Genomic DNA, 25,281 nt, shown 5'->3' on the forward strand with positions numbered 1-25,281 from the left:
TGAACGGCTCTTAACATGTGCGAAAAAACGAAAGGATGGCATATCATGAATATATTCGATCACTATCGCCAGCGTTACGAAGCTGCCAAGGACGAAGAGTTCACACTGCAGGATTTTCTTACCATTTGTCGGCAAGATCGCAGTGCTTATGCCAACGCGGCAGAGCGGCTATTAATGGCTATCGGCGAGCCTAATATGGTCGACACTGCCCAGGAACCCCGACTTTCCCGACTCTTCTCCAACCGGGTTATTGCTCGCTATCCTGCGTTTGAAGAGTTTTACGGCATGGAAGACGCGATTGAACAGATTGTCTCTTATCTGAAACATGCGGCGCAAGGGCTGGAAGAGAAGAAGCAAATTCTCTATTTGCTGGGACCTGTGGGGGGTGGCAAATCATCGCTCGCCGAACGGCTGAAATCGCTAATGCAGCGCGTGCCAATTTATGTTTTAAGCGCCAACGGCGAGCGTAGCCCGGTCAACGATCATCCGTTATGCCTGTTTAATCCGCAGGAAGATGCGCAGATTCTGGAAAAAGAGTACGGTATTCCGCGCCGCTATCTCGGTACGATTATGTCCCCGTGGGCGGCCAAACGCCTGCATGAGTTTGGCGGCGATATTACTAAATTCCGCGTGGTGAAAGTCTGGCCCTCCATTCTGGAGCAGATTGCCATCGCCAAAACGGAACCCGGCGATGAAAACAACCAGGATATTTCGGCGCTGGTCGGCAAGGTGGATATTCGTAAACTCGAACACCACGCCCAGAACGATCCGGATGCGTATGGTTACTCTGGCGCGCTGTGCCGCGCTAACCAGGGGATCATGGAGTTCGTCGAGATGTTTAAAGCGCCTATTAAGGTGCTGCACCCCTTGCTGACCGCAACTCAGGAAGGTAACTACAATGGTACGGAAGGTATTTCCGCCCTGCCCTTTAATGGCATCATACTTGCCCACTCAAACGAATCTGAATGGGTGACTTTCCGTAACAATAAAAATAACGAAGCGTTCCTTGACCGTGTCTATATTGTGAAGGTGCCTTATTGCCTGCGAATCTCCGAAGAGATCAAAATCTACGAGAAACTACTTAATCATAGCGAGCTGGCTCATGCGCCCTGCGCGCCGGGCACGTTGGAAACGCTTTCGCGTTTCTCAATTCTTTCTCGCCTGAAAGAGCCGGAAAATTCCAGTATTTACTCGAAAATGCGCGTTTATGACGGTGAAAGCCTGAAAGATACCGACCCCAAAGCCAAATCGTACCAGGAGTATCGCGACTATGCGGGCGTGGACGAAGGGATGAACGGTCTCTCCACCCGATTCGCCTTTAAGATCCTCTCCCGCGTATTCAACTTCGACCATGCGGAAGTGGCGGCAAACCCGGTACATCTGTTCTACGTTCTGGAACAACAAATCGAGCGTGAGCAGTTCCCGCAGGAGCAGGCTGAACGTTATCTGGAGTTCCTGAAAGGCTATCTGATCCCGAAATACGCCGAATTTATCGGCAAGGAGATCCAGACGGCCTATCTCGAATCTTACTCTGAGTACGGGCAGAACATTTTTGATCGTTACGTGACTTATGCGGATTTCTGGATTCAGGATCAGGAGTATCGCGACCCGGATACCGGTCAACTGTTCGATCGCGAGTCGCTGAACGCCGAACTGGAAAAAATTGAAAAACCAGCGGGTATCAGTAACCCGAAAGATTTCCGTAATGAGATAGTAAACTTTGTCCTGCGCGCCAGAGCCAACAATAGCGGCCGTAATCCAAACTGGACCAGTTACGAGAAGCTGCGCACGGTGATTGAGAAAAAAATGTTCTCTAATACTGAAGAGCTGTTGCCGGTCATTTCTTTTAACGCCAAAACGTCGACTGACGAGCAGAAAAAGCATGACGACTTTGTCGATCGGATGATGGAGAAAGGGTATACCCGTAAGCAGGTTCGTTTGTTGTGCGAGTGGTACCTGCGCGTGCGTAAATCGTCGTGATGTTAATGCCCGGTGGCGCTTGCGCTTACCGGGCCTACAAAGTAATGTTCTGTAGACTGGCTAAGCGTTAGCGCTATCCGGCACTGACAGAACAGGCGCTCAGTTGGCAGTACGGGGGGCATATGACCTGGTTCATAGACCGACGTCTTAACGGCAAAAATAAAAGCACGGTGAATCGCCAGCGCTTTTTGCGTCGTTATAAAGCACAAATTAAGCAGTCGATTTCCGAAGCGATTAATAAACGCTCTGTGACCGATGTCGACAGCGGAGAGTCCGTCTCTATTCCAACCGATGATATTAGCGAACCGATGTTTCATCAGGGGCGCGGCGGTCTGCGCCATCGCGTCCATCCGGGTAACGATCACTTTATCCAGAATGATCGCATTGAGCGTCCGCAAGGCGGTGGCGGCGGCGGTTCCGGCAGCGGTCAAGGTCAGGCCAGCCAGGACGGCGAAGGCCAGGATGAGTTTGTTTTTCAGATTTCAAAAGATGAGTATCTGGATCTGCTCTTTGAAGATTTAGCGCTGCCTAATCTGAAAAAAAACCAGCATCGCCAGCTTAACGAGTATAAAACTCACCGCGCCGGTTTCACCTCAAACGGCGTGCCGGCCAATATCAGCGTGGTACGTTCGCTACAAAACTCTCTGGCGCGACGTACAGCAATGACGGCAGGAAAACGCCGCGAACTGCACGCGCTGGAAACGGAACTGGAGACCATCAGCCATAGCGAACCAGCGCAACTGCTTGAAGAGGAGCGGTTACGTCGGGAGATTGCCGAACTGCGGGCTAAAATCGAGCGGGTGCCGTTTATCGACACCTTTGATTTACGCTATAAAAATTATGAAAAACGGCCTGAACCCTCCAGCCAGGCGGTAATGTTCTGTCTGATGGACGTCTCGGGTTCGATGGACCAGGCAACCAAAGATATGGCCAAGCGTTTTTACATTCTGCTCTATCTGTTTTTGAGCCGAACGTATAAGAACGTAGAGGTGGTTTATATCCGCCACCATACCCAGGCGAAGGAAGTGGACGAACATGAGTTCTTTTATTCGCAAGAGACCGGCGGGACGATTGTCTCCAGCGCGCTTAAACTCATGGATGAAGTAGTTAAAGAGCGCTACGACCCCGGTCAATGGAACATCTATGCGGCGCAAGCGTCAGACGGTGATAACTGGGCCGACGATTCACCGCTGTGTCATGAGATTCTGGCGAAAAAGCTGCTGCCGGTAGTGCGCTATTACAGCTATATCGAGATTACCCGCCGCGCCCACCAGACCTTATGGCGCGAGTATGAACATCTGCAGGCGACGTTCGATAACTTCGCCATGCAGCATATTCGCGATCAGGAGGATATTTATCCGGTATTCCGCGAATTGTTTCAGAAACAGAGCGCCAATCAAAACGTATAAATAAACCCGCCCGTTCATATGTCGGGCGGATTTTAATAAACCTGGTGTTCGGTTTTTATGACTGAAGCAATTACCCGCGAATAGTCTGAATGAAGGTATTCCGGCATATCGGGTAATTTAACCCATTAATAGAATTCCATCATGTTAATATCACCAACACCAAGGCCAAGGCTGATATCCAAGATGTTCTGGTTGCCCCACTCCAGGAGGAAGAATGTGACAGGCAGGGACTTTATCAAAAACATGATCAAGAACATGTGAAAAAGGATCATCCGCCATCGCCGACGACGTAAAACCTGCTGCCAGTAATGCAAAAAATAAAATCACAGCCATCTCGTTAAATCGTTTCATAGTGCCTCCGAACGGAAGTACATTATTATCCTTACCACTTCACACTCCTTTCATCATCATAATAAAGGTTATTTTCTTTTTGTCACAAATAGATCAGTATTGTTGGTTAAAAATTTAGTTTTTATCACAATAGTCACACACGAAAATATAAACACAGCGTATTAATTGGTTTATTAAACCGAGAATGATTTTTATTCCATAACATCAACACGTTTTATTTTTAAACAGTCTATTAGAGGAATTCTCATCGCTATGGTAAACTAACGCATCCGACTTTCAGGGCTGTAGTTCATCATGAATTTGCATCATAAAGCGCTCAGGCACTTTATCTCGGCAAGCGTCATCGTTTTGACATCGTCCTTCCTGATTTACGAACTTATTGCCAGCGACAGGGCAATGAATGCCTATATGCGTTATATCATGGAGAGAGCCGATTCGTCGTTTTTGTACGATAAGTACCAGAATCAGAGCATCGCCGCACATTTGATGCGAACTTTTGAAGCGCCGGGAGACCCCGTCACCGCAGAAAAACGCCGCGCGTTTTGCGACGCCTTTGAGGCTATTAACGGTACGCACGGCGTCAACCTGACCCGGCATAATTACCCGGCGCTACATGGTACCCTGCAAACCGCCGCTACACAGTGTACCGATAATCTTGATGACGCCCTTTTACTGCCTGCATTTGATCAGGCGGTAAGCATCAACCGTTCGCAGGACGACCACAGTCACGGGCTGGGCACACTGGAGCTTAAATTCCGTTATTACGTTGATTTAAATAAACATTATGTCTATTTCTATGATTTAATCAACTCACGGCGCTTCGCCATGCATCGTTGGACTTTTTTACAAAAAGGCACAATGGGTATTAACAGAAAAGATATAGATAAACTTTTTACCGGTCGTACAGTTATTTCAAGTATTTACATGGATGATATTACCCAGGAAAACGTCATGAGCTTTTTAACGCCAGTCTATCTGGCGGGAACGTTAAAAGGTATCGTGATGGTAGATGTTAACCAGGATAATTTAAAAAATATTTTTTATACCCAGGACCGTCCGCTGGTTTGGCGTTATCTTAACGTAACACTAAAGGATATGGACTCCGGAAAAGAAATTATTATTAATCAAAGCAAAAATAATCTGTTTCAATATGTGAATTATAGCCATGATATCCCTGGTGGGCTGCGCGTTTCGTTGTCCCTTGATTTAACCTATTTCCTTGTCTCGTCCTGGAAAGCGCTGGCCTTTTACTTACTGGCAACGGCGCTCCTGCTTAATATGGTACGGATGCACTTTCGGCTTTATCGCAACGTCACACGCGAAAATATTAGCGATGCCATGACCGGGCTTTACAACCGTAAAATATTAACACCAGTGCTGGAACAGCGACTGCAACGCCTGGTCAATACCGGGACGCCGGTGACATTTGTCGCTATTGATTGCGATAGGTTAAAACTGATCAACGATACCCAGGGGCACCAGGAAGGCGACCGAATTATTACCCTGTTGGCGAAAGCGATTAAAACATCGATTCGTAAAAGCGATTACGCCATCCGCCTCGGCGGCGATGAGTTCTGTATTATTCTTGTTGATTACGCGGCGGATTTGGCTATCCATCTGCCGGAGCGTATTATTCGTAACCTGCAAATTATCGCACCGGATAAGACAGTCCATTTTTCCGCCGGGATTTATAATATGCAGCCCAATGATACGATTAATGATGCCTACCAGGCTTCCGATGCGCAGCTCTATCTGAACAAACAACAAAAACAACATCGTTCATCATAGTGCTTCGCAGTAAATGTTCATATTGCACCAGGAGTAAGAAATGGCCGAAATGATTGAAGTCGCGAAGGGTGTCGCTACACACCAACGTTTAGTGGCTTTATTAACGCAGGAGAACGCGCGCTATCGTGTGGTTAGCCATGAAGCGGTAGGGAAATGCGAAGCGGTATCTGAAATACGCGGTACTGCGCTGGGCCAGGGCGCAAAAGCGCTGGTCTGTAAAGTCAAAGGCAACGGCGTCAACCAGCACGTTCTTGCTATTCTGGCGGCCGATCAGCAAGCCGACCTCTCTCAGCTTGCTTCACATCTGGGCGGCTTACGCGCTTCCCTTGCCAGCCCGGCGGAAGTCGATATGCTGACCGGCTGCGTTTTTGGCGCGATCCCGCCTTTCAGTTTTCACCCCAATCTGAAACTGGTCGCCGATCCGCTCCTGTTTGAGCGTTTCGATGAAATTGCTTTTAATGCCGGCCTGCTGGAAAAATCAGTCATTATGAATACACAGGACTATCTGCGCATCGCCCGACCAGAACTGGCAGTCTTCCGCCGCTTACAGTCATCGCCAACGGCTTAGAGTCTATCCCCTTCAAGGAGCAATACAGACACAACGATAATGATAATAATGGCGAAAAACGACGCCGTTATCATCAGCGCTTCAAGAAATGGTGGATCGTACATAATTGTATCCTCAGGAAGACAACAATGACGGTTCACCTGTTAGCAATACGCGGCGTTGATGGCAATTTAATGACAACGCCGTTTTTCATGTAAAGATTGTCTTTCAGGCAGTTGCCTGAAATCCGCATCAATCGTTAAAAAGGCCTGTGCGCTTTCCCGTTTGGGCGTAAAGTAGTCAGGCTTACTTTTTGGCAAGGAAACCATAATGTTTGATGTCACTCTGCTGATCCTGCTCGGACTGGCAGCTCTGGGATTTATCAGCCACAACACCACTGTCGCCGTCTCAATTCTGGTGCTGATTATTGTCCGCGTAACCCCGTTGAATACCTTTTTTCCCTGGATTGAAAAACAGGGACTCACCGTCGGGATTATCATTCTGACCATCGGCGTGATGGCCCCCATCGCCAGCGGAACCCTACCGCCCTCCACATTGATCCACTCTTTTGTGAACTGGAAATCGCTGGTCGCGATTGCCGTCGGCGTTTTCGTCTCCTGGCTGGGCGGTCGCGGCATTACGCTGATGGGAAACCAACCGCAGCTCGTCGCCGGGCTGCTGGTCGGTACGGTACTTGGCGTCGCGCTGTTTCGCGGCGTGCCGGTCGGCCCACTGATTGCGGCGGGGCTGGTCTCTTTAATTGTGGGGAAGCAGTAACTCGCCCGTCAGATACTGGCCTGGGGTCTGCCCCAGGCCTTTTTTAAACATCGTAATGAATGCCGTGGTGGAATCATAACCCAGCATTTGCGCCGTCTGCTGTACATTACGTCCCGCGATTAGCGCTTGTAGCGCCAGAATTAATTGCAACTGATGACGCCAGCGACGAAAGCTTAGCCCCGTCTCTTTGACGACCAGCCGGGCAAGGTTACGCTCGCTCATCGCGAATACGCTGGCCCACTGCCCTAACGTATTCCATCGCGCGGGCTCCTGCGCCATTGTCTCAACCATTTGGCGAATTTTCGGATGCCCCGATACCGGTAATTGCAATTGTTCCTGCGGCTGCTGCGGCAGTTCATCAAACAACACCTGAATAAGGCGCTGCGTCGGCATTTGCGCTCTTTCGGAATCGGTTCTGCGCGCCAGCGACAAAATCAACTCCCGGCATAACGGCGAAATTTTCAGCGTGCAGCAACGCTCCGGCATGACGACCGCCGCAGGTTCAATAAATAAAAAGCACAGTTCCGCCCCTGCGGTCACATGATTACTGTGCGGCAGCGAGCCGGGGAGCCAGACGGCATACTGGGGCGGAACCATCCACATCGCATTTTCCACCTCACAGGTGATCGCGCCGTGCAGAGCGAGAATCAACTGTCCCTTGCGATGCTGATGGCGAGGGCTAAACAGTTCATCATCCCTGGCGCGAATACAAAAGGCCACAGCGGCATCGTGGTGAAGGTCGGGATCGTAACCGTCCAGTCTCAGGCCAATCATTATATTGTCCGATTTTAGCGATAAATTGTCATTTTAGCTTGATTCATCCAAACAGTAAAAACTGTTAAGGTATCGCCTCGCCTGACGAGATGAGAAAACGATGACGACAGCCCTTTCACCACGCGGCAAACAGGGCGCTTTACTGATTGCCGGTATTTTGATGATAGCCACTACGCTGCGCGTAACATTTACCGGCGCTGCGCCGTTGCTGGAGACAATCCGTTCGGATTACGGTCTTTCCACCGCCCAGACGGGCCTGCTAACAACCTTGCCGCTTCTGGCGTTTGCACTGGTTTCGCCGCTGGCGGCCGGTATTGCCCGCCGGTTTGGGATGGAACGCAGTCTGTTTGCCGCAATGCTGCTGATTTGCGCGGGTATTGCCCTCCGCTCCCTACCCTCCGCTGCATTGTTGTTTGCCGGAACTGCCATTATTGGGTGCGGGATAGCGCTGGGTAATGTGCTGCTACCAGGATTGATTAAGCGCGATTTTTCACAACATGTCGCCAGGCTGACGGGCGCGTACTCATTGACGATGGGCGCCGCCGCCGCGTTGGGGTCTGCGCTGGTGGTTCCGCTGGCGTTGCACGGTTTTGGCTGGCGCGGCGCGCTGTTAATGCTAATGCTGTTTCCGCTGTTGGCGTTTCTTATCTGGTTGCCGCAGTGGCGCACTACCCGCTCAGCTAACCTGAGTAGCTCCCGGGCATTACATGAACGCGGTATCTGGCGTTCGCCTTTAGCCTGGCAAGTTACGTTGTTTCTGGGACTTAACTCACTGATTTATTATGTGATTATCGGCTGGTTACCGACAATACTCATCAGCCACGGTTACAGCGAAGCACAGGCAGGATCGCTACATGGCCTGCTACAACTGGCGACCGCGGCGCCTGGGTTAGCCATTCCGCTTATTTTGCCTCGCTTTAACGATCAACGCTGGATTGCCGCGCTGGTCTCACTATTGTGCGCGGTGGGCGCGACGGGGCTTTGGTTTGTGCCGGGCCAGGCGATCATCTGGACGCTACTGTTCGGCTTCGGTTCAGGCGCGACGATGATCCTCGGCCTGACGTTTATCGGCCTGCGCGCCAGTTCGGCGCATCAGGCGGCGGCGCTTTCCGGCATGGCGCAGTCGGTCGGGTATTTACTGGCGGCATGTGGGCCGCCCGTCATGGGAAAACTTCATGATGCCAGTGGTAGCTGGTATCTGCCGCTATCAGGCGTGACGGTTCTGGCTATCATCATGGCGATTTTCGGCCTCTACGCCGGACGCGATCGAGAGATAGCGTCATAAATAAACCTGATACCCACTTGAATGCCTGATGACGCTTCGTTTATCAGGCCTGATCCATTAAAATCATTACCGCTATCCGACAAAAGTACCGTAAGCGACACCATCACAGGAGGGAAAAATGCGAATCCAGTGTAAGCGCGTCTATTTCCCGGCGGAAAAAGACGATGGTTATCGGGTATTGGTTGACAGGCTATGGCCGCGAGGCATTAAAAAATCCGCGCTGGTCTATGATGAATGGAATAAGGCCATTACGCCCTCAACCGAATTGCGCAAAGCCTTTCATAGCGAAGTGATTGATTTTAACCACTTCGCGCAGCAATACCGGGCAGAACTTGCGCAACAGCATCAAGAAGGCAAACGGCTGGCGGATATTGCCCGACACCAACCGCTAACGTTGCTATACGCCGCTAAAGATACTCGCCAGAACCATGCCATTGTACTGGCGGAGTGGCTACGAGAGCTGTGATTGTCGTGCCGCCGCCTGGCCTGGTTGTCTGTCCGGGGACAACGGCATCAAATGTTCTGCCCGCACCCAGGCAAAACCGTGCTGACCATCGACGGAGGCTACATCGCCCGTAACCAGCCACAGCGCCCGAGGCGCTTCTTTCGGCAGTAAGGTGACGTGTCCATTTACCGGGTTAATGAATTCATCCCCAGGTTGGCACAGGCAAAATAGCTCAACCGACTTACCAATATTCCGCCGTCCGGCGGGTGTTTTAGCGCCAATAACTATTGCCAACGCGCCCGGCTTTAACTGAAACATATTTTCTTGCGCCGCATGAAACTCATTATCAGATTGTTCTTAATCATATCCCGTCGGACCGCAGGTTGTCACTTTTTCGTATCAGGGTGCTCTCTGCGCCATAATGTCCACTCATCAATGATTTCGCCATTGGGCAATTTGCAATCGGAACGCACGCCTTGTGGGGTCTGCACCGGCATCAGCGTACCGCCCTGTTGCTCACAGTAGACGGCTGCCGGATTAGGCATCCCAATGCGCGGCGGCCTGGGGGCGTTGGGTTGCGACGATGAACAAGCGCTCAGCAGCAATACGCCTGGCAACGCAATCCACGTAAATTTCATAACGACTCCTTAAAGCGATATTTTGTCCAGGATAACCTGGCGGGTACGCTATTTCCATACTTTCTGTCAGCGCTTTAGTGGGTGTTTATCCCGGGTTAAGTCAGTAATAACCACGCCCTGTCACAAAGCAACCGACCTTTTGTCGCTGAGAAAACCCTGCTATTCTGGCACCCCCTGAACAGTGAAGGTAATAGCATGAGAGTGGGTATCCTCTTCCCTGTCGTCATTTTCATTACGGCAATATTATTTTTGGCATGGTTTTTTATTGGCGGTTACGCCGCGCCGGGAGCATAACCATGAGGAAAACAACGATGGTGTTGATGGGCATCGCGCTAATTGCGGCGGCGGGTACCGAACTGGGCTGGTGGTAAATTCATTTTGAATAATAAAGGCTACCTGTCGTAGCCTTTATTATCTCTGAAAGTTCTGCGTTTAGCTTTTGATTTTTCTGTAGATTAACAGCACGACAATCGCGCCGATCACCGCGACTGCAAAGCTGCCGAAGTTGAAACCATCCACTTTGCCAAAGCCAAAGAACGTACTGATCCATCCTCCGACTACCGCACCAACGATCCCCAGAATGATCGTCATAAAGAATCCGCCACCATCTTTACCTGGCATGATCCACTTAGCCAAAATACCCGCAATAAGTCCAAAAATAATCCATGAAAGAATGCCCATTTTTTCCTCACTTATGTCTTAACGTTAGCGGTTTATTTGCCGTTAAAAAGAATAGCACATCGTCAGGAAAGTGAAGTTTGTGATATCCATCACCTTTTAGCGTCGTGGATAAAAGCGCATAAATATCAGGGTTGCAATCATTAATGATAACGATTATCTTTATCAACACCGAGTGGTTGAGTTTATAACCCACCTGTTCGGTACGACATTGCTCACATTGCTTCCAGTATTATTTGCCCGCCTCACCGAGCGCGGGCTTTTTTTGCTAACCGCTATCTATCCCATGTCGAATTCATGGTCTTTTTCAGCCGCGCTATTTTGCGTGATACGGGGTCATCTCCAGCGCCGTACATTCATCCTGCTTGTCCTGCTGCATAAACCCCATGGTCACCATAAACAAACCGATCATAAATGGCACTTCATAAAGCTCTTCAATCAAATCTGTGTAACGCGCGTTATGCAGGAATATCGGCGACAACCACCGATGATGCTCGACAGTGTCGGAAATCAGATATGAACATGCCGTCACGGCAAACAGCCACAATGGCAGAGAAACGTCCCGCAGACGACGAACAATCTCCTTACGTAGCCCGGCAGAAAACAGGACTGGCAAGACTAACGCAGCAATTAATAGCACTGAAATCATTCTGAACAGTATACGCGGCTCGTCAGGGAAATAGTCACGCCCCCAACTGGTGCTTCTACCCAGCAGTACCAGCCACCAGACAACAGCCCATAGCCAAAACTGCTTTGCCCCTTCGGGACGGGAAAGTGGCCGTATATACCAGGCGGTAAATAGCGCCCCAAACAGTAACCATAACGCTTGTCCGTTTTCAATCCATCGGACCACCACGCCGTTAAGCAAAGGCAATTGCCAGTCCGCCGTAAACGGGATGACCACAGCGGCAAGCGCAAGAGTAAGTGCTGACGAAGTTAATCGGGTATCGAGTTTCATGATCATAAGACTCTTCTGGTTTTTAATACCCAATCATAAGTTTTATGAATACGCTCTCATTAGCAAACAATGCGCTATTCTTAATGTTTTCTTAATGTTTCTTTTCAACCCATGTCTGATGTAAATAAACAGCGCTTTTCAATACGCAAAAACCGCATCACGCTGGCGACGCGCGATGCGGCTTCTGATTTAAAAAATCACTTTATATCAAATAGATACTACAAGATCCTTACCAGCCGCAAACGTCGTGTTCGTTTTCGGTATCGTAGGAACGCACGGTATTGACCAAATCCTTCACAACTTCTGCCGCAACTTCAGGTACCAGCAACGTCATCGGTGCTTCCGTTTCATAGTCCACAGAGACGCCGTTGCTATTATTCGTGACCGTGACAGTATAAGTAGCTTTTCCCATTATTATTCTCTCCCGGCATGAATGATTTTTCGTGAGGTCGCCCCTTCCATCAGTACTTCCGGCGCGACAAAAAAGTCGATGTTAAAATAGGTATCATCCGTCATGACCTCAATATTATGCCACTTTTCCGGAGGAAACACGCCAAACTCGCCGGCATTGATCACCATGATCTCTTCCGGCTCAGAGCAATGTTCATCAGCGTATCCGAGATATTTGACCGCCCCCTGCATCACCGAGAGGCGAGGATAAACGCCGGGTCGCGTTCCCTTATCAAGGTGGCGTTCGAAAATTCCGGCAGGCGCCGTCTCTTTGTTCCAGAATGGCGTGGAACGTGTATGGATATGATTTTGTGGAATTTGCCGCATTTGCTTCCCTCTTCCCGCAAGTTACTCAGCGATAATCTCATCGCTGTCGTAAAAAGGTTACGCTCCAAAAACAGCATTTTAAATACCATTTATTGGTTACTATTTTGCTGTTTTCCACGCAATAAAACCGAAAGGAGAGCAATGACCCGCCGTTGTCGACGGGTCCAGGGGGTTAAGACTGGAGCGTTGCCAGCCGGGCGGCAAATCCGACGAAAAGAAGGCCAATCAACGAATTGCCCACTTTTGCCAGTTTCTTTTTGGTACCAATATAGTGGGTTACAAAAGCGCCAGAAAGAATTAAAAAGCTCAGATAGCAAAAACTGACGATTTCAAGGGTGGTAGCCAAAATAAAAAATGACACCCCAGTATGCGGCGCAGTAACGTCAATAAATTGCACAAAAAAGGAAACATAAAAAAGTATGGCTTTAGGATTCGTCAGGCTAAGAATTAAAGCACGCTTAAAAATAGCGCCAAAAGGAACTACCGTTTCCGTCGCCGCACGCCCCTTTGAGGTCAGCGTGGCGTAAAGGATTTTTGCGCCAAGGTAGAGCAGATAAAACGCGCCGAGATAGCGAACAATATTAAACAGAACCGGCGTTGTTTTGATCAGCGTCGCCACGCCCGCATACGCCAGAAACATTAATATCGCATCGCCGATAAACACGCCGCATGCGGCAAGATATCCTCCTTTAACCCCGCGTCCCACGCTGTTTTTAAGCACAAAAAGCGTATTCGGCCCCGGTACCAGAACGATAAAAATCGCCCCAACCAGGTACGTCCAATAATTCAGAACACCATACTCCGCGAACACATTAACCTCTTCCTGAAAACATTTACGCTTAGCTGCGAAACAGTATGCTAACGAATGCACCGGAAGATGGGAAGCGAAACCACGTCTCTCCAGCCGCTATTCCGCCACGCTTATATCCACATCACCCAAAAACGTTCTTGTATCGCGCCCCCCGCAGGCAATCACCAGGTATTGGCCCACGTTTCCTCATGGGGAATTAACGCGCGCGTCGCACCAAAGACAGAGATGCCAACACATCACTGATATCGCTCTCATTCAGATTCGGCGCATTAAAGTGCGTTCTCAGCCACACCATATCCTCATGGCTGAAAGCGCCGACCATCAGGCGCTGGCTGATAATGATCAACATTTGATTATCAAGTTGTCGAATACGTTGCCGGGTGACCGACAAGGTTTGTATAGGAAAGGAGGGTTCTGGGCCGGTTCGCCACTGCGCTAAATAGCGGTACTGTATCGCTTTACTGGCATCCATTAGCGAACGAATAAAAGGGGTTATCGAATGCGGGTCCAGACCGTTATTTTTCGCTTCTTCTTCAGCCTCGGCAAAAACATTTTGTTCACGCGTGAAATCCTCTATCGGCAGATGGTGCTTCATTTTATAAGCAGCCACATCTTTCATTAATAACATGCGTTCATTGAGCGCGGTTAAGAGTGCGCCAAGCGATACCGACGTTACCGAATCGGCAAAAGTGGTGCTGCACATCAATAAAGAACAAAGAAAAATGGCGATATGACGAATCATTAATCAACCTCCTTTTACGGAGGCCTGACAGTAATTTACCTTTATTAAGATAACATTAAGTAATTATTACAAATGGGTATTAATGCTTATTCGTTTAAACTGGAGTGATAAAAAGAACAGGCCGTTGATTCTGCGGAATCTTCACCTTCATTTAAAGTGTATAAAATATACAACAAATCACACAAATGTGATGCGCGTCACGTTTTTATGTTTTTTTATTACAGTTTTATGATATAGGTCTAACTTTAATAGGTCACTAATTTCTCTCCCCCGCTCAGGGAGATCGGCTTCAATTTACATCGAATATGGTGAAATATGACTACCATTACACTAGTCAACGAACAAAATAGTACTGGCAATCCTTTTTCTGCACATATGTTATGTGAACAGCGAGCTATTCAGGAAATTACTTACGAACTATTGCAATCGCAGCAGCATGTCTCAAATAAGGATATCATCGCCAAACTTATTGAAAAACTGGAAACAGAAAAAGACGTAGTGCAGCTTGATATTTACCGTAATGCCTTAGAAGCCGTTTTGTTTCAGACACCTGACGACATCTAATATATACCCAAAATAATTCGAGTTGCTTAAAGGCGGCAAGGGAGTGAGTCCCCAGGAGCATAGATAACTATGTGACTGGGGTGAACGACAAATCTGCCGGGAGCAGATTTGAACGTCGCGTGCGACGGCCCGTCAGGGCGAGGCCCATGGATGGGCCGAGTAATCCGTAGCCAACACATAAGCAACTTGAAGTATGAAGGGTATAAACAAGGGAGGGGGTTACTCCTCCCCTGTTCGTTAATAATGCAGATGCCTCAACGTGCGGTACCTGATTTTTCGTAGCCGTTTGCATGGATTTGCGGTGCAACATGCTGCATGCTTTCTGGCATCTCATGCTGCCGGTATACGGCTGGCAGTAATGTTAAGCCTGAGCCATTTTTCACATGAAGACTAAATTTACCCGATTCTTTTAACGCCTGAATAAGATTTTCCTGGGCGGGAGTTAATGTCTCATCATGCCACAGAACAATATGCTCGAAAGACGTTGATAAAAGATCGGGCATCGGCGCCTGCCAGGGGATGACTTCAACTCGCATACCTTCACTACAATATTTAATCGTTTCCAGCCATAGCTCAATGGGGTCGTTCAGCGAAAACGCAGCAATAAGCATTGTGCCTGCTGGCGCCTTTCGTACGCTACTTAGCTGGAACGTGGCGTATTCAATAATCGCAGTATCCAGTAATGCCTTTTCAAATCGGCGTGTATCATCATCGCCTGCGGACAACCACAGCCGTAAAGGACGCAGTATTGACTCAATTACGATACACGGCGGAATTTCCCGACCATAACGCCAGAGTAATTTTCGCAATTTGGCGGGTTCGAATTTTCTACACTGCGCTAAAATCTCTTCCTGGTAGAATAACCATCCCGAGCGGCAATGCGTTTCTTCACCATAGAGGGCAGGTTTAATCTCTTTTAATGAGAAGCCTTTGCTTAACGCGTCGATAATATGCTGTATTCTGATAGCATCTTCTATGCAATAAAAACGATTGCCAACTTCATCTTTGGTAGGTTGAAGCAGGCCATAGCGTTCCCAGGACCTGATATTTGCTGTTGTGACACCACACTGCGCCGCCATTGCGCTAATACTAAAAGTAGCCATGCCTGTCTGGCCTCATGATGATGTAAGAAAGCATAGTGAACCTAAACGCCATCAGAAGCAAATCATTATTAAGCAATGACCTTACTATTTACACGTGAAATTACATTATCGACATTATTTATTGTCAGCCAGTGCGTAAAGGCTTTAGAGACGGACAGTATTTGATAATCCAGAACTGTTCTACAACCTAATTTAGTCAGAACATGGTAGCGTACTGAGTAAATAGTTTTTAAATGTACATTCAGCTCACAGCTTATTTGTCGGATATCCATTCCTTTAACAAGCATCGCCAAAACATTTCTTTCATTCGCCGTTAATCTGACTTTCTCTGACCTGGGAAAAAATTGACCAGCAGCGGCCAAAATCAGTAATTCGCGCCACTCAGCAATAGAGGCATCGACCTTTATTCGATATATGGCATTATGTTCATCAATAAAGTTATATTCATTATTGGTAACAATTCCAATGAGTACCGTTTTAAATGTGGAAGTAATAGACTGCTGTACGGTGTAGTAATCGTCGATATCAAAAATAATATAATTTACGTTACCAGCTATTATTGCGACGTCCTTAAATAAGGACTCCAGACCATAATTAAGAAACAGGTTTTCGCTCAATAGTCTTGTATCTGTCTTTAAAACAGATGATGCGGAACCAGTCATATCCACCTCAACAAAACGAGAGCCATGTGGAAATATCCATTCGATGGCCCGCATAAGATCATCTGCTTACTTCAGCGATGAGAACCTATTAAGTAGTAGTTGAGGAACGCCGTTTGCGCAACCTGACAGACGTCCTGGGGCATCTTATGTGAACTGCGTGGGGATGTGCGTTTTCGCAAAATCCACAAAGCGTACGACCGCAGGCAGCAAAATATGCCAGTCCTGCTGCTCCAGACCTAAATATTCACGCTGCGCCGCACGCAACGTAGCAGCATAATCTTCTGGCAACTGAGGTAACAGCCAGTCAGCCGCCGCATCCTTAGAGGTAAATCTCCCGGTAGAAAGGGTGTACCAGATACGCGCCAGGGTTAAAACGATATGATACTCATCTCCCTGCACATCTGCCGTGGATTGCCAAAGGTCGAGGGGATAACGCAAGGCCTTCAGCAACTGCGCCGCAGGGGCTGGCGTGAACAGCCGTTCCGCGCGTTCGCCCTTTAGCGGTATACTGGTTTCCAGAATTTGGGTTATCAGTAACACAATGTCCCAGTCCTGCTGCGCTGGTTCATAAATCCCCTGACAAATGTCCTCTCTTAGCCACTCGCCAAATTGCATTTCCCTGGAAGGTGGAAAACACCAGGGAACCAGCTGCGAATAAAGCACGACAGTGACCTCCAGAGCGCGTTTTTCTGCCGACGCCCCCGGCGGCGATGAAAGCGCCAGCAATTCCTGCATCAGCATTGCGCGTAGGGCCTCCGTCAGCGGCTGACATATTGTCACCAGCAGATCAATGTCGCTGTTTGGCTTCAGACCGCCCGCGACAGCGGAACCATATAAATGAATAGCACGCAACGTATCGCCTGTGACACGAGTAATCAGGCGACATGCCGCTTCCGTTTGGCATTGAATCGAGGGCGGTATGGACAGCGTCATCATCGCTCCGGGGGCGCAGGTATTTTTTATATTGATTGCCAGAAATATGGCATAACGGCAGAAAAAAAGCTCGCTATTCATAGCGAGCTTTTAACATTGCAATCAGACTTAATGATGTAGCATTTCGTCAACGACCTCATTCGCCTTTAACTGATAAGGATAATAGGTAGGCCAGTTTTCCATCTCTTGCAACAATGCCTGCTGCGAGGTATTTCCCATAAAGATATGAAAATGCGCCGATTTGCGCGGGGCAATGATATGATCGCTAAACTGAACATATTTAGGCGCTTTGCTATTCGCATCTTTACATTCGAACAGATAGCGCACCCCTTTTTTACCCGATGCGTAAGTCAGAATTTTATAGCCGGCATAATTGTATTTACAGGATGCAACGTTATTGTCGCGATGGAATTCTATAACGCCATTTTCAATGCCGATAGTCTCAACATTCGTCGCGTATCCTTTGCGATAATACGCTTTAATATCCTCAAACGTTTTCTCCGGGTCTTTCTTCGCCTTTTGTCTGAAGACAGGGTCCAGCTCGCCGCTGACCAGATAAGGATAGACGGATTGCCACATACCATCCCAGTCGGTGAGCGCGCGATCGCGTACATTAGCGTCATCAAACACGCCCGCTGCCGCTTTTTGCTCAACCTCCGTCATCGGCGCGCCATGAGCATGATGACCATGCGCGAAGGCAGGACTATTTACCAACAGCATTCCCAGAAGCATTGTCAGTTTTTTTAAATGAATCACCAAAACGTTACCCTCATCTTTCTTAGAAAGATGATTGTTATATTATAACATTACAATTATTTCAACAAAAACTCAGCGGCCACCGCGCAGGTGGCCTTTTTTGATATCAACTGGTCCGCCATCGAGGAATTGAACCCCGAACCTTAGAGGTAGAAGCTCTATGCTCTATCCGGTTGAGCTAATGGCGGAAGAAAAATTACGCGGCCATTTTAAGGCAGGCGTCTGCGCATTGGCTGCATGCCCGCGCGCAATTCTGGCAATGGTCGTGATCGTGCCTTGCACACTCTTCGGCGCAGGCTTTGCAGATATCCGCGCACAGGCGGCATAATTTTTGTGAGTACTCGCTTTCCAACGCCATAAATTGCGCCGCCAGGCGACAAATGGCCGCACATTGCATATCTAACTGGATGCAGTGCTTCATCATTTCGACGTTATCTTCACGCAGACAAGAAGAGGCGCAGATATCACACGCCGCCGCGCATTCATAACACTGCTCAATACACTCACGATGTTCTTGTTGCATAAATGACTCCTTATTTTATTAAGAGGAGTAGATAAGTCTGCACAGAAACGCCGGGATAGCCAAACGGCTACCCCTCTTTTTCATACTTTTTGAACAAAAGTGCTGAATAAAACAGCAATAGTAAAGCCGGAAATCGGCCTCGGTGATGTGACGTCTATACTGTAATGTTCATCTGCTTTTCATCGGAGGTAAAATGGAGTATTTAGCACGACTAAATATCGTTGCGATGCTGATGTCAACGACGTTCTGGATCAATCTGGCGGTCGTTTTTTTCGTCACCCTCATTACTTACTGGCTCATCAACTGGCTACTTAATGTGGTCTATAAAGCGCTACAACGCCCTGATAAAAAGGATGATGCTCATGGGCGGCTGCGGCCTATTGTTTTCGAGATGCTGAAAAAGACCAGTAAAATGCTAATCTTTTTTGCCGCATTTCTCTTTAGTCTGCGCTTTGTCGCCCTGCCCGACCGGTTATTCTCTACCCTCTCTCACGCCTGGTTTTTAGTGGTTGCGATTCAAATGGCGATTTGGCTTGATCAGGGCGTACAGTCATGGATGCGTCATTTACTGTATGCCCCAGGCTCCAATAAAAACCCGGTGACGTTAGTCATTCTTGGTATGATTTTGCGCGTGCTCGTCTGGTCTATGATGCTGCTCTCCATCCTGGCGAACGTCGGCGTGGATATTACTGCACTGGTAGCAAGCCTCGGCGTGGGCGGTATTGCTATTGCCCTGGCGGTACAAACCGTTCTGAGCGATGTCTTCGCTTCGCTGTCGATTGGTTTCGATAAGCCCTTCGAGATCGGCGATTTCGTCGTCTTTAATGATGTAGCCGGTACGATTGAACATATCGGTTTGAAAACCACCCGCATCCGTAGCCTCAGCGGCGAACAGATCGTTTGTGCAAACGCGCAGTTGTTGCAGCAAACCATACACAACTATAAGCGGATGCAAACGCGTCGTATCGTGTTTACTTTTGGCGTCGCCACTGCGACACCGCCGGAAAAGTTACGCCTCATCGGCGATATGGTGAAAAAGATTATTACCGATGTCGGCGAAACACAATTCGACCGCGCCCATCTACTGGCCTTTGGTCAGGATCGGCTGACCTATGAGGTGGTGCATATCGTCAATACCGCGGATTACAATAAATACATGGATATTCAGCAAGAGATAAATATCCGTATTATTGAAAAACTCATTGAGAATGATATCGAACTGGCGCTGCCTAGTCTGGTCGTCAGAGCCCCTGTACAGGTTGAAGAGACCAGGGACTACAGTAATACCGCTGATGCAAAAAACGCAGATAAACGCGTCATGCAGTAAAATCTCTGCCGACAATACCGGGAACCCATGGGTTCCCGGTGCGTTAACGGCGACACGGCAATGCGGGGAAACGACTTGCGGCTATTCCACCTGTAAATGGCGGGTACAGACTTGATCAAGCAGCGCAGACTGATGACTAATCACCAACATCCCTAATGAACGGCTGCGGCACACCTCAAGCACGTATACCCATATCGCTTTTTGAATAGACGGATCGAGTTGCGCCGTCATTTCGTCGGCAATCAGAAAACGCGTTCGCGGGTCAAGCGCGCGCAGTATCGCAATACGCGCCAACTCACCGCCTGAGAGCTGCATTGGCCGACGCGTCAGCCACTCGGGCTGCACATGCAAATGCCTCATCGTTTCCGGGTCAGGCTGCCAGGCATCACGCATAGCGTCTCCGGCGCTTCGCCAGGGATTAAACGTCAGTTCAGGATGCTGGGGGACCAGCTGTACCGGACAATACTGATGCAGGGGTAACGGGCTACCGTCCAGCAGAACGTCGCCCGCCGTCGGTTTTTGCCATCCGGCCAGGACGCGCCCCAACGTTGTTTTCCCCGTTCCGCTTGGCGCATGAATTCCTACCCGTTCACCGGCAGAAATCGTAAACGTCAGGTTATGCCATAAGACTTTCCCACCCTGACGAATAACGAGGTCGCGGCAGCTTAGCATTCTATTCCCTCTCCGGTCGGCATAAATAACGGGTTTAGTTCAGGCAATGCTTGCCATTGCCGTTTTAACGGCTCACTCATCTCTTCCGGCTGTAATCGTTCACGGCGAATATTGTCCGTGATATAACCCTGATGCAGCGCCACAATGCGATCGGCATACCGCGCCGCCAGCAGCAGGTCATGAGTCACCCACAGCACGCCGCATCCCCGCTCGCAGAGACCTCGCAAGTGCTCAAGCAACTGGTTTGCCAGTGCGGTATCAAGCCAGGCGGTGATCTCATCCGCGAGGATATAACGTGCCTGGCTGAGCGAGGCGTGGCACGCCAGAATTCGTTTAGCCATCCCGCCGGAGAGCTGGCGAGGAAAGCGTTCCAGGACTGTCGGTTCGAGATCGCTTTGCTGCAATAGCTGTACCATCTGCGTCTCATCCCAGACGCGTCCGGTCAGATGACATGCTCTGTTCAAATGTTTTCTGATATTCAGCATAGGATTAAGCGCCTGTACCCCCTGCGGCACGTAGCTAAACGTATTGCCCCTAAGCTGCCTGATGGTATGTCTGTCCAGCCGGTTGCCATCAAGCGTAATTTCCCCCCGAAAGCGTAAATTTTCCGGCAGCAGATCGAGCAGGCATTGCAGCAGCAGACTTTTGCCTTCCCCGCTGCCGCCAACCAATGCCACCATTTCTCCGGGCGCGATATCAAAAGAGACATTCTGTAATAACGGCGACCAGCGTCTCGCGCCATACCAGCGATAACGCGCGCTTTCCAGCGTAACCTGTTGTAAACTCAGCATACGTCACTCCTTAGCCACAGCCGCTGAATGGCGCGCGCAAACTGATCGAAGAGCATCACCAGCGTGAATAACATTAGGCCGGGAAACAGCACCAGCCACCAGTTTCCATGGCTAATAAACCGTAACGCATCCGCCAGCAACAGTCCCAGCGAAGGCTCATGCGGCGCCAGCCCAAACCCCAGAAAACTTAACGCCGCGCTGTGCAATACCGCATGAGGAAACATCAATAACGTTCCCGTCAACCATTGCGGCAATAGCGCCGGAAAATAGTGATATCGCCAGCAATAAAGGTGTCCATGCCCCAGACGATAGGTCAATGTCAGGTAGTCACTCTGCGCTACCCGCTCCGCGTCGGCGCGCAGAATCAGCGCCAGACGGGGCCAGTGCGTTAACGCCACGGCCGCAATGACGCCGCTTTTACCGCCGCCGAGCGTAAAACAGATAAGGATCAGCAAAAGTAAATGCGGCATGGCGAGCATGGCATCGGTTATCAGCCGCATCAGGAGGTCCAGCCGGGGATGAATACGCGCCGCTGCCGCCATCACTAGCGCAATAACGCCGCTGCACAACGCGGCGCCAACGCCAATTTGTAAACTGGTGAAGGCCCCCTGAAAGCAACGAAGCCATACATCGCGCCCCAGATTATCGGTGCCAAACCAGTGCTGGATATCAGGCGACAGATGCCGGGCAAGCAGATTAACCTCTGGCGGCTGGCTCAACGTGGCATAACCGTATCCGGCAATAAACAGCAGGCAGGTAACGGAGAGGATCAGACGAAGCAATGTCGGGGCAGGATTATAGAGCATCGGGACGCTCCAGCGATCGATTAAGCACCACCACAAGCCAGGCTGAAATCGTATTTCCGGCAAACACTAATAGCGTACAGAATAAAACGATCCCCATGAGTAGCGGGACATCGCCACGCAGGCCGGCATCGATAGTGGCCTGTCCCAGCCCCGGATACGCAAAGACTTTTTCTGCCAGTAACGCCCCCCCCATCAGTTCGCCCAGAGAAGCAAACTGTAAACAGAGTGCTGGGGTAATCGCATGACGTAACACCTGGTGACGTAACAGCGACCATCCTTTATCCCCCTGAGCGCGCGCAAAACGAATAAATTCGCTCTTCATTACGCTGGCTATTTTTTCTCGCGTATGCAGCGCAATTTGCCCCATGCCCAACAGACTTAACGCACATACCGGCAACACAAGATGGCGTAAACGTTCCGATAAAAGAGCTGTTCCTGCATTATTTCCGGGGTCCCAGGCGCAACAAACAGGTAATACCGGCCAGCGGACGGCAAACAGCGCCAGCAGCAGCATTGCTATCCAGAAAGTGGGCAACGATGACAATAAGTAGCTGATACGGCAAATCATCTTATCCGGCCAACGGTGGAGAAAACGTCCGGCCAGAAAACCCAATGTCACGCCCAACACACCAGACAATAGCCAGGCGCCTGCCAGCAGCGCGAATGACGTCGCAAAACGTTCCCGGATCACGCTGGCGACAGGCATGTTAAACAGCATGGAATACCCCATGTCACCCTGGAGCAGACGCCAAAACCAGTGACCGAAACGCTCCCACAGCGGCTGGTCAAGCCCCCAGCGCGCCGCAATCCGCGCATATTGTTCTGGCGGAACATGGAGCAGATCGTTGCCAATATAAGCGCGGATAGGATCAACGGGCGAAAAGCTAAGCAAAATGAAGGTGCCGGCAGCCACCAGCACCAACAGAATAATCAGCCGCAAAAAATGACTGAAGAACAATTTCATCACCGACAGGTCCAGGTCCAGTCATCAAGATTGTTTAACACCGACCAGCTACCGTGGATTTCTGGCGCGCCTTTTCCCAGATCAATACAAGGGTTGGCCAAATAGGTATGCTGAATATTAAGCAGCCATGCCCATGCCGCATCGCCCTGGACGCCCGCGCCCTGCTTTCCATCCCACTCAACCTGCTGCCAGAAAGGAATCGCCTTTTGCCAGTCAGGCGCATCTATAGCCTGTTTCAGATGTGCTTCTACCGCAGGGTTGCTGTAATAGCCCGGGTTATAATATTCCACACCAGCGGCTTTTCCGCTGTAGTGATGGAAGAGTTCCATCGGGTCCAGACTTCCCCAGCCAAACAGCGTAGGGTTAGCGTGCATATGGCGCTCTACGGTTTCCCAGCTTCCCGATTGCAACGAGACGACAATGCCTAAAGGCTGCAACATGGCGCGCACCGCCTCGGCCAGATCCCGCCGGGTGCTGTCGCCACTGGCATACCATAAGGTCAGACGCGCTTCTTTACCTGCTTTTTCACGCACGCCCGCACTGTTTATCTTCCAGCCAGCCTCTTCCAGGATGGCGCGCGCTTTTGCAATATCGCCATCGCTGAATACCACTGAAGGATTTTGCCACGGCAATCCCTGCACCGCGCTATAGGCGGGTATCGCATGGCCTTCCATCACCTGTTCCGCTAGTTGCTTACGATTAATGGCATAGTTAATTGCGCGTCTGATAGCGACATCAGCGGTCACATCGTTGCCGACAGGATAACCGTTAGCATCCTTTTTACCGGCTGGCACCATCGGGAAGACTATGCCCCGGTTTTCAACGCTATCGCGTACCCAGAGTTTAAGATTATCCTGCTGCGGGGCCACCGCCATAGAAGGGGCAATGCGCACCAGTCCCAACTGTCCGCTGCGCGCGGCGGCATAAGCATTATCTTCATCCAGGAAGACAAAAACCAGCCGGTTAAAGTCATTCTTTTTACCTGCATACCAGGGGTTGGCTTCAACAATCAGTTGCTGACCAGGCTGGAAACTGACCAGTCGGTACGGACCGGCGCCTATCGGTTCGCGGGCAAACGTTTTTTCATCATAACGGCTGGCCGGAACAATCCCTAACGACCCGAGTACATTCACAAAGGTACTCTGCGGATGGCTCAGCGTCATCTCAATTCGGCGCGCATCCAGCGCTCGCGCATGACTAAAGTTGCCCATGTCAATTTTACCGCCGCTCTTCGCCGCTTTGTTATATGTAAAAACGACATCTTCGGCAGTTAATGGCGAGCCATCGGAGAATTTCAGATCGGGTTTTAAGGTCAGTATCCAGGTTTTACCATCGGGGCTGGTGTCCACTTTTTCCGTCAGTAAATTACCCCAACTCATATCGGCGTTTTGCTTGAGCAACGGCGCATGAAGCAATAAGTAACTGCCGTGGCTCCAGCCCAGCATAGGATCAAAGCCTTCCGTTGGCTCAGGGCCAATGGCCAGCTTTAAGGTATGGCCATCTGCCGTGTCCGACGCGGCGAAAAGCGGCGAGGTGAATGCCAGAGCCATCGCGCACGTTATGAGCGCCAGTTTGCCTTTAATCATCAGTTTACCCCAGATTATACGTTGTTTTTGTTCCTCCCGGCGCAGCATAAACGTCGGGAGGCCTCCTGAGGACGGCATTATGGCGAGCATTTGTAATGAAAAAATTGATGCAGAACAGAAAGTATGACGATCTTTTAAAAACATCATACGCACAAACGCCGGGAGCGCCAACGTGGGCTAAAGGCCGCTTTTGATGGGGATAAAACGCAAGAGAAATGATGCCAGGAATAGCGGGTTAATTAACGCCATCTTATTCTCTTATTGCCTTTCTATTCTGTATTACGTCTTCCCATCCGACGCTGTTCATTTTCTCAACGTTATTAGTCAGTGCTGAAACGTAAGAAGGTATCGTAATTAGCGCCTCCTGGCTTTAAACCTAAACCAATATTAAACGAACCGGGCGTTAATGAAACTTACCAGCAGAACGCCAGTCATATGGCAACCCGATGAAATGACATGCTATGGAGTCCAACCGAAAAATGTTAACGCCGCCAGGGCTCGTGATGATTTTTTTAGCCGTACTGTTCTCATTGCTGACAGGATGCGCAAGTTATAAAAACACGGCGTGGGGAATATATCCGGCTTCAACGGATATTTGTCCATCAGGTACGACATCAACAGGAGGGTGCAAAGA

At 49.6% G+C, this 25,281-nt stretch carries 31 protein-coding genes, 1 tRNA gene and 1 pseudogene; 11 read left to right on the forward strand and 22 right to left on the reverse strand.

What is annotated here, in order from left to right; genetic code table 11:
- Nucleotides 1-45: 45 nt before the first annotated feature.
- Both yeaG and NA389_RS10500 read left to right on the forward strand, forming a co-directional pair.
- Complete coding sequence (gene yeaG, locus NA389_RS10495; protein ID WP_001518010.1) at nt 46-1,980, forward strand: protein kinase YeaG; 1,935 nt, start codon at nt 46-48, stop codon at nt 1,978-1,980.
- Between the two features lie 122 nt (nt 1,981-2,102).
- Complete coding sequence (locus tag NA389_RS10500; protein ID WP_000219713.1) at nt 2,103-3,389, forward strand: YeaH/YhbH family protein; 1,287 nt, start codon at nt 2,103-2,105, stop codon at nt 3,387-3,389.
- Nucleotides 3,390-3,539: 150 nt separating this feature from the next.
- Here NA389_RS10500 and NA389_RS10505 read toward each other — a convergent pair whose 3' ends face one another.
- Nucleotides 3,540-3,740 carry a hypothetical protein gene (locus NA389_RS10505; protein WP_100206854.1) on the reverse strand — a complete coding sequence of 67 codons (201 nt, stop codon included), beginning with the start codon at nt 3,738-3,740 and terminating at the stop codon, nt 3,540-3,542.
- 294 nt (nt 3,741-4,034) lie between these two features.
- On the opposite strand from NA389_RS10505, the gene dgcJ reads away from it, so the two are divergent.
- A complete protein-coding gene (dgcJ, locus tag NA389_RS10510) occupies nt 4,035-5,528 on the forward strand; it encodes a diguanylate cyclase DgcJ (protein ID WP_001048658.1) in 1,494 nt (497 codons plus the stop codon).
- Nucleotides 5,529-5,577: 49 nt separating this feature from the next.
- Complete coding sequence (locus tag NA389_RS10515; RefSeq protein ID WP_162264639.1) at nt 5,578-6,096, forward strand: YbaK/prolyl-tRNA synthetase associated domain-containing protein; 519 nt, start codon at nt 5,578-5,580, stop codon at nt 6,094-6,096.
- Here NA389_RS10515 and yoaI read toward each other — a convergent pair.
- Nucleotides 6,093-6,200 carry a small membrane protein YoaI gene (gene yoaI, locus NA389_RS10520; protein ID WP_000272242.1) on the reverse strand — a complete coding sequence of 36 codons (108 nt, stop codon included), beginning with the start codon at nt 6,198-6,200 and terminating at the stop codon, nt 6,093-6,095. The genes NA389_RS10515 and yoaI overlap by 4 nt on opposite strands.
- A gap of 205 nt (nt 6,201-6,405) precedes the next feature.
- On the opposite strand from yoaI, the gene NA389_RS10525 reads away from it, so the two are divergent.
- On the forward strand, nt 6,406-6,852 hold the full coding sequence (locus NA389_RS10525) for a DUF441 domain-containing protein (RefSeq protein ID WP_000460698.1): 447 nt from the start codon (nt 6,406-6,408) through the stop codon (nt 6,850-6,852).
- Here the strand turns inward: NA389_RS10525 and NA389_RS10530 are convergent.
- A complete protein-coding gene (locus NA389_RS10530) occupies nt 6,832-7,626 on the reverse strand; it encodes an AraC family transcriptional regulator (RefSeq protein WP_000579798.1) in 795 nt (264 codons plus the stop codon). The genes NA389_RS10525 and NA389_RS10530 overlap by 21 nt on opposite strands.
- A gap of 100 nt (nt 7,627-7,726) precedes the next feature.
- Between NA389_RS10530 and NA389_RS10535 the strand changes: the two genes are divergently transcribed.
- Together NA389_RS10535 and NA389_RS10540 are read left to right on the forward strand one after the other, a co-directional pair.
- Nucleotides 7,727-8,911 (forward strand): CynX/NimT family MFS transporter, encoded by a 1,185-nt coding sequence (locus NA389_RS10535; protein ID WP_000205347.1) that lies wholly within the window; start codon nt 7,727-7,729, stop codon nt 8,909-8,911.
- A gap of 118 nt (nt 8,912-9,029) precedes the next feature.
- Nucleotides 9,030-9,377 (forward strand): DUF488 domain-containing protein, encoded by a 348-nt coding sequence (locus tag NA389_RS10540; protein ID WP_001222533.1) that lies wholly within the window; start codon nt 9,030-9,032, stop codon nt 9,375-9,377.
- Here NA389_RS10540 and NA389_RS10545 read toward each other — a convergent pair.
- Together NA389_RS10545 and NA389_RS10550 are read right to left on the reverse strand one after the other, a co-directional pair.
- The gene (locus tag NA389_RS10545) at nt 9,363-9,674 is read right to left on the reverse strand and encodes a hypothetical protein (protein WP_000487132.1); all 312 of its coding nucleotides are present in this window, start codon (nt 9,672-9,674) and stop codon (nt 9,363-9,365) included. The genes NA389_RS10540 and NA389_RS10545 overlap by 15 nt on opposite strands.
- Before the next feature lie 68 nt (nt 9,675-9,742).
- Nucleotides 9,743-9,994 (reverse strand): putative hemolysin, encoded by a 252-nt coding sequence (locus tag NA389_RS10550; protein ID WP_000673492.1) that lies wholly within the window; start codon nt 9,992-9,994, stop codon nt 9,743-9,745.
- Nucleotides 9,995-10,189: 195 nt separating this feature from the next.
- Between NA389_RS10550 and NA389_RS10555 the strand changes: the two genes are divergently transcribed.
- Entirely contained in the window at nt 10,190-10,288 is a 99-nt protein-coding gene (locus NA389_RS10555) for a YoaK family small membrane protein (RefSeq protein ID WP_001589065.1), read from the forward strand.
- A 138-nt stretch (nt 10,289-10,426) separates the two neighbouring features.
- Here the strand turns inward: NA389_RS10555 and NA389_RS10560 are convergent, their stop codons facing one another.
- The 6 genes from NA389_RS10560 to NA389_RS10585 all read right to left on the reverse strand — a co-directional run bounded on the left by NA389_RS10560 (nt 10,427) and on the right by NA389_RS10585 (nt 13,960).
- Nucleotides 10,427-10,675, reverse strand: a complete 249-nt coding sequence (locus tag NA389_RS10560) for a GlsB/YeaQ/YmgE family stress response membrane protein (protein WP_000512149.1) — start codon at nt 10,673-10,675, stop codon at nt 10,427-10,429.
- A gap of 313 nt (nt 10,676-10,988) precedes the next feature.
- On the reverse strand, nt 10,989-11,630 hold the full coding sequence (locus tag NA389_RS10565) for a hypothetical protein (RefSeq protein WP_000762775.1): 642 nt from the start codon (nt 11,628-11,630) through the stop codon (nt 10,989-10,991).
- 229 nt (nt 11,631-11,859) lie between these two features.
- Nucleotides 11,860-12,042: a DUF1869 domain-containing protein gene (locus NA389_RS10570; RefSeq protein ID WP_000513733.1), complete on the reverse strand. Its 183-nt coding sequence runs from the start codon at nt 12,040-12,042 to the stop codon at nt 11,860-11,862.
- Nucleotides 12,043-12,044: 2 nt separating this feature from the next.
- A complete protein-coding gene (yeaR, locus tag NA389_RS10575) occupies nt 12,045-12,407 on the reverse strand; it encodes a DUF1971 domain-containing protein YeaR (protein ID WP_001248992.1) in 363 nt (120 codons plus the stop codon).
- A 172-nt stretch (nt 12,408-12,579) separates the two neighbouring features.
- Nucleotides 12,580-13,218: a leucine efflux protein LeuE gene (leuE, locus tag NA389_RS10580; protein ID WP_000457190.1), complete on the reverse strand. Its 639-nt coding sequence runs from the start codon at nt 13,216-13,218 to the stop codon at nt 12,580-12,582.
- A gap of 196 nt (nt 13,219-13,414) precedes the next feature.
- Nucleotides 13,415-13,960 carry a chorismate mutase gene (locus tag NA389_RS10585; RefSeq protein WP_000617984.1) on the reverse strand — a complete coding sequence of 182 codons (546 nt, stop codon included), beginning with the start codon at nt 13,958-13,960 and terminating at the stop codon, nt 13,415-13,417.
- An 82-nt stretch (nt 13,961-14,042) separates the two neighbouring features.
- Here NA389_RS10585 and NA389_RS10590 point away from each other — a divergent pair.
- Nucleotides 14,043-14,197 (forward strand): annotated as a pseudogene (locus NA389_RS10590) (hypothetical protein).
- 78 nt (nt 14,198-14,275) lie between these two features.
- Nucleotides 14,276-14,524: a biofilm/acid-resistance regulator YmgB/AriR gene (locus NA389_RS10595; RefSeq protein WP_000208086.1), complete on the forward strand. Its 249-nt coding sequence runs from the start codon at nt 14,276-14,278 to the stop codon at nt 14,522-14,524.
- A 254-nt stretch (nt 14,525-14,778) separates the two neighbouring features.
- On the opposite strand, the gene NA389_RS10600 is transcribed toward NA389_RS10595, so the two are convergent.
- The 6 genes from NA389_RS10600 to NA389_RS10625 all read right to left on the reverse strand — a co-directional run bounded on the left by NA389_RS10600 (nt 14,779) and on the right by NA389_RS10625 (nt 18,501).
- Nucleotides 14,779-15,627, reverse strand: a complete 849-nt coding sequence (locus tag NA389_RS10600) for a MerR family transcriptional regulator (RefSeq protein ID WP_000190271.1) — start codon at nt 15,625-15,627, stop codon at nt 14,779-14,781.
- A gap of 68 nt (nt 15,628-15,695) precedes the next feature.
- Nucleotides 15,696-16,289 carry a helix-turn-helix domain-containing protein gene (locus NA389_RS10605; RefSeq protein ID WP_077905965.1) on the reverse strand — a complete coding sequence of 198 codons (594 nt, stop codon included), beginning with the start codon at nt 16,287-16,289 and terminating at the stop codon, nt 15,696-15,698.
- Between the two features lie 144 nt (nt 16,290-16,433).
- Nucleotides 16,434-17,222 (reverse strand): cryptic aminoglycoside nucleotidyltransferase ANT(3'')/ANT(9), encoded by a 789-nt coding sequence (gene aadA, locus NA389_RS10610; protein WP_000175790.1) that lies wholly within the window; start codon nt 17,220-17,222, stop codon nt 16,434-16,436.
- 108 nt (nt 17,223-17,330) lie between these two features.
- Nucleotides 17,331-17,978 (reverse strand): metal-binding protein ZinT, encoded by a 648-nt coding sequence (zinT, locus tag NA389_RS10615; protein WP_001537483.1) that lies wholly within the window; start codon nt 17,976-17,978, stop codon nt 17,331-17,333.
- Between the two features lie 111 nt (nt 17,979-18,089).
- Nucleotides 18,090-18,166 (reverse strand) — tRNA-Arg (locus NA389_RS10620).
- Nucleotides 18,167-18,174: 8 nt separating this feature from the next.
- Complete coding sequence (locus NA389_RS10625) at nt 18,175-18,501, reverse strand: four-helix bundle copper-binding protein (protein ID WP_001183699.1); 327 nt, start codon at nt 18,499-18,501, stop codon at nt 18,175-18,177.
- Between the two features lie 193 nt (nt 18,502-18,694).
- Here NA389_RS10625 and NA389_RS10630 point away from each other — a divergent pair, with 193 nt between their 5' ends.
- Nucleotides 18,695-19,828 (forward strand): mechanosensitive ion channel family protein, encoded by a 1,134-nt coding sequence (locus NA389_RS10630; protein ID WP_000456065.1) that lies wholly within the window; start codon nt 18,695-18,697, stop codon nt 19,826-19,828.
- 81 nt (nt 19,829-19,909) lie between these two features.
- On the opposite strand, the gene NA389_RS10635 is transcribed toward NA389_RS10630, so the two are convergent.
- Genes NA389_RS10635 through NA389_RS10655 form a run of 5 tightly spaced genes read right to left on the reverse strand, consistent with a single transcriptional unit; the run spans nt 19,910 to nt 24,695 of the window.
- Nucleotides 19,910-20,500: an ATP-binding cassette domain-containing protein gene (locus NA389_RS10635; RefSeq protein ID WP_000947448.1), complete on the reverse strand. Its 591-nt coding sequence runs from the start codon at nt 20,498-20,500 to the stop codon at nt 19,910-19,912.
- Nucleotides 20,494-21,291, reverse strand: coding sequence for an ATP-binding cassette domain-containing protein (locus tag NA389_RS10640; RefSeq protein ID WP_000950208.1), 798 nt, complete (start codon nt 21,289-21,291; stop codon nt 20,494-20,496). The genes NA389_RS10635 and NA389_RS10640 overlap by 7 nt, the downstream gene beginning before the upstream one ends.
- Nucleotides 21,285-22,097, reverse strand: coding sequence for an ABC transporter permease (locus NA389_RS10645; protein WP_000966647.1), 813 nt, complete (start codon nt 22,095-22,097; stop codon nt 21,285-21,287). Before NA389_RS10645 ends, NA389_RS10640 begins: the two co-directional genes overlap by 7 nt.
- Entirely contained in the window at nt 22,087-23,061 is a 975-nt protein-coding gene (locus NA389_RS10650) for an ABC transporter permease (RefSeq protein ID WP_001520270.1), read from the reverse strand. Before NA389_RS10650 ends, NA389_RS10645 begins: the two co-directional genes overlap by 11 nt.
- Nucleotides 23,061-24,695, reverse strand: a complete 1,635-nt coding sequence (locus NA389_RS10655) for an ABC transporter substrate-binding protein (protein ID WP_000946070.1) — start codon at nt 24,693-24,695, stop codon at nt 23,061-23,063. The genes NA389_RS10650 and NA389_RS10655 overlap by 1 nt, the downstream gene beginning before the upstream one ends.
- Between the last annotated feature and the right edge of the window lie 586 nt (nt 24,696-25,281).

Source organism: Salmonella sp. NW645 (assembly GCF_051703725.1).
Classification (GTDB): domain Bacteria; phylum Pseudomonadota; class Gammaproteobacteria; order Enterobacterales; family Enterobacteriaceae; genus Salmonella; species Salmonella enterica.

Excerpts from the sequence above, each read along its gene's own strand:
- aadA (WP_000175790.1), bottom strand. The coding sequence starts at position 17,222 with ATGACGCTGTCCATACCGCCCTCGATTCAATGCCAAACGGAAGCGGCA.
- NA389_RS10550 (WP_000673492.1), bottom strand. The coding sequence starts at position 9,994 with ATGAAATTTACGTGGATTGCGTTGCCAGGCGTATTGCTGCTGAGCGCT.
- dgcJ (WP_001048658.1), top strand. The coding sequence starts at position 4,035 with ATGAATTTGCATCATAAAGCGCTCAGGCACTTTATCTCGGCAAGCGTC.
- NA389_RS10635 (WP_000947448.1), bottom strand. The coding sequence starts at position 20,500 with ATGCTAAGCTGCCGCGACCTCGTTATTCGTCAGGGTGGGAAAGTCTTA.
- NA389_RS10600 (WP_000190271.1), bottom strand. The coding sequence starts at position 15,627 with ATGGCTACTTTTAGTATTAGCGCAATGGCGGCGCAGTGTGGTGTCACA.
- yeaR (WP_001248992.1), bottom strand. The coding sequence starts at position 12,407 with ATGCGGCAAATTCCACAAAATCATATCCATACACGTTCCACGCCATTC.
- NA389_RS10515 (WP_162264639.1), top strand. The coding sequence starts at position 5,578 with ATGATTGAAGTCGCGAAGGGTGTCGCTACACACCAACGTTTAGTGGCT.
- NA389_RS10535 (WP_000205347.1), top strand. The coding sequence starts at position 7,727 with ATGACGACAGCCCTTTCACCACGCGGCAAACAGGGCGCTTTACTGATT.
- yoaI (WP_000272242.1), bottom strand. The coding sequence starts at position 6,200 with ATGTACGATCCACCATTTCTTGAAGCGCTGATGATAACGGCGTCGTTT.
- NA389_RS10585 (WP_000617984.1), bottom strand. The coding sequence starts at position 13,960 with ATGATTCGTCATATCGCCATTTTTCTTTGTTCTTTATTGATGTGCAGC.
- NA389_RS10555 (WP_001589065.1), top strand. The coding sequence starts at position 10,190 with ATGAGAGTGGGTATCCTCTTCCCTGTCGTCATTTTCATTACGGCAATA.
- NA389_RS10605 (WP_077905965.1), bottom strand. The coding sequence starts at position 16,289 with ATGACTGGTTCCGCATCATCTGTTTTAAAGACAGATACAAGACTATTG.
- NA389_RS10645 (WP_000966647.1), bottom strand. The coding sequence starts at position 22,097 with ATGCTCTATAATCCTGCCCCGACATTGCTTCGTCTGATCCTCTCCGTT.
- NA389_RS10505 (WP_100206854.1), bottom strand. The coding sequence starts at position 3,740 with ATGAAACGATTTAACGAGATGGCTGTGATTTTATTTTTTGCATTACTG.
- NA389_RS10525 (WP_000460698.1), top strand. The coding sequence starts at position 6,406 with ATGTTTGATGTCACTCTGCTGATCCTGCTCGGACTGGCAGCTCTGGGA.
- NA389_RS10625 (WP_001183699.1), bottom strand. The coding sequence starts at position 18,501 with ATGCAACAAGAACATCGTGAGTGTATTGAGCAGTGTTATGAATGCGCG.
- NA389_RS10545 (WP_000487132.1), bottom strand. The coding sequence starts at position 9,674 with ATGTTTCAGTTAAAGCCGGGCGCGTTGGCAATAGTTATTGGCGCTAAA.
- yeaG (WP_001518010.1), top strand. The coding sequence starts at position 46 with ATGAATATATTCGATCACTATCGCCAGCGTTACGAAGCTGCCAAGGAC.
- NA389_RS10530 (WP_000579798.1), bottom strand. The coding sequence starts at position 7,626 with ATGATTGGCCTGAGACTGGACGGTTACGATCCCGACCTTCACCACGAT.
- NA389_RS10640 (WP_000950208.1), bottom strand. The coding sequence starts at position 21,291 with ATGCTGAGTTTACAACAGGTTACGCTGGAAAGCGCGCGTTATCGCTGG.
- NA389_RS10570 (WP_000513733.1), bottom strand. The coding sequence starts at position 12,042 with ATGGGAAAAGCTACTTATACTGTCACGGTCACGAATAATAGCAACGGC.
- NA389_RS10540 (WP_001222533.1), top strand. The coding sequence starts at position 9,030 with ATGCGAATCCAGTGTAAGCGCGTCTATTTCCCGGCGGAAAAAGACGAT.
- NA389_RS10650 (WP_001520270.1), bottom strand. The coding sequence starts at position 23,061 with ATGAAATTGTTCTTCAGTCATTTTTTGCGGCTGATTATTCTGTTGGTG.
- NA389_RS10565 (WP_000762775.1), bottom strand. The coding sequence starts at position 11,630 with ATGAAACTCGATACCCGATTAACTTCGTCAGCACTTACTCTTGCGCTT.
- NA389_RS10655 (WP_000946070.1), bottom strand. The coding sequence starts at position 24,695 with ATGCTGCGCCGGGAGGAACAAAAACAACGTATAATCTGGGGTAAACTG.
- NA389_RS10595 (WP_000208086.1), top strand. The coding sequence starts at position 14,276 with ATGACTACCATTACACTAGTCAACGAACAAAATAGTACTGGCAATCCT.
- NA389_RS10630 (WP_000456065.1), top strand. The coding sequence starts at position 18,695 with ATGGAGTATTTAGCACGACTAAATATCGTTGCGATGCTGATGTCAACG.
- NA389_RS10560 (WP_000512149.1), bottom strand. The coding sequence starts at position 10,675 with ATGGGCATTCTTTCATGGATTATTTTTGGACTTATTGCGGGTATTTTG.
- NA389_RS10500 (WP_000219713.1), top strand. The coding sequence starts at position 2,103 with ATGACCTGGTTCATAGACCGACGTCTTAACGGCAAAAATAAAAGCACG.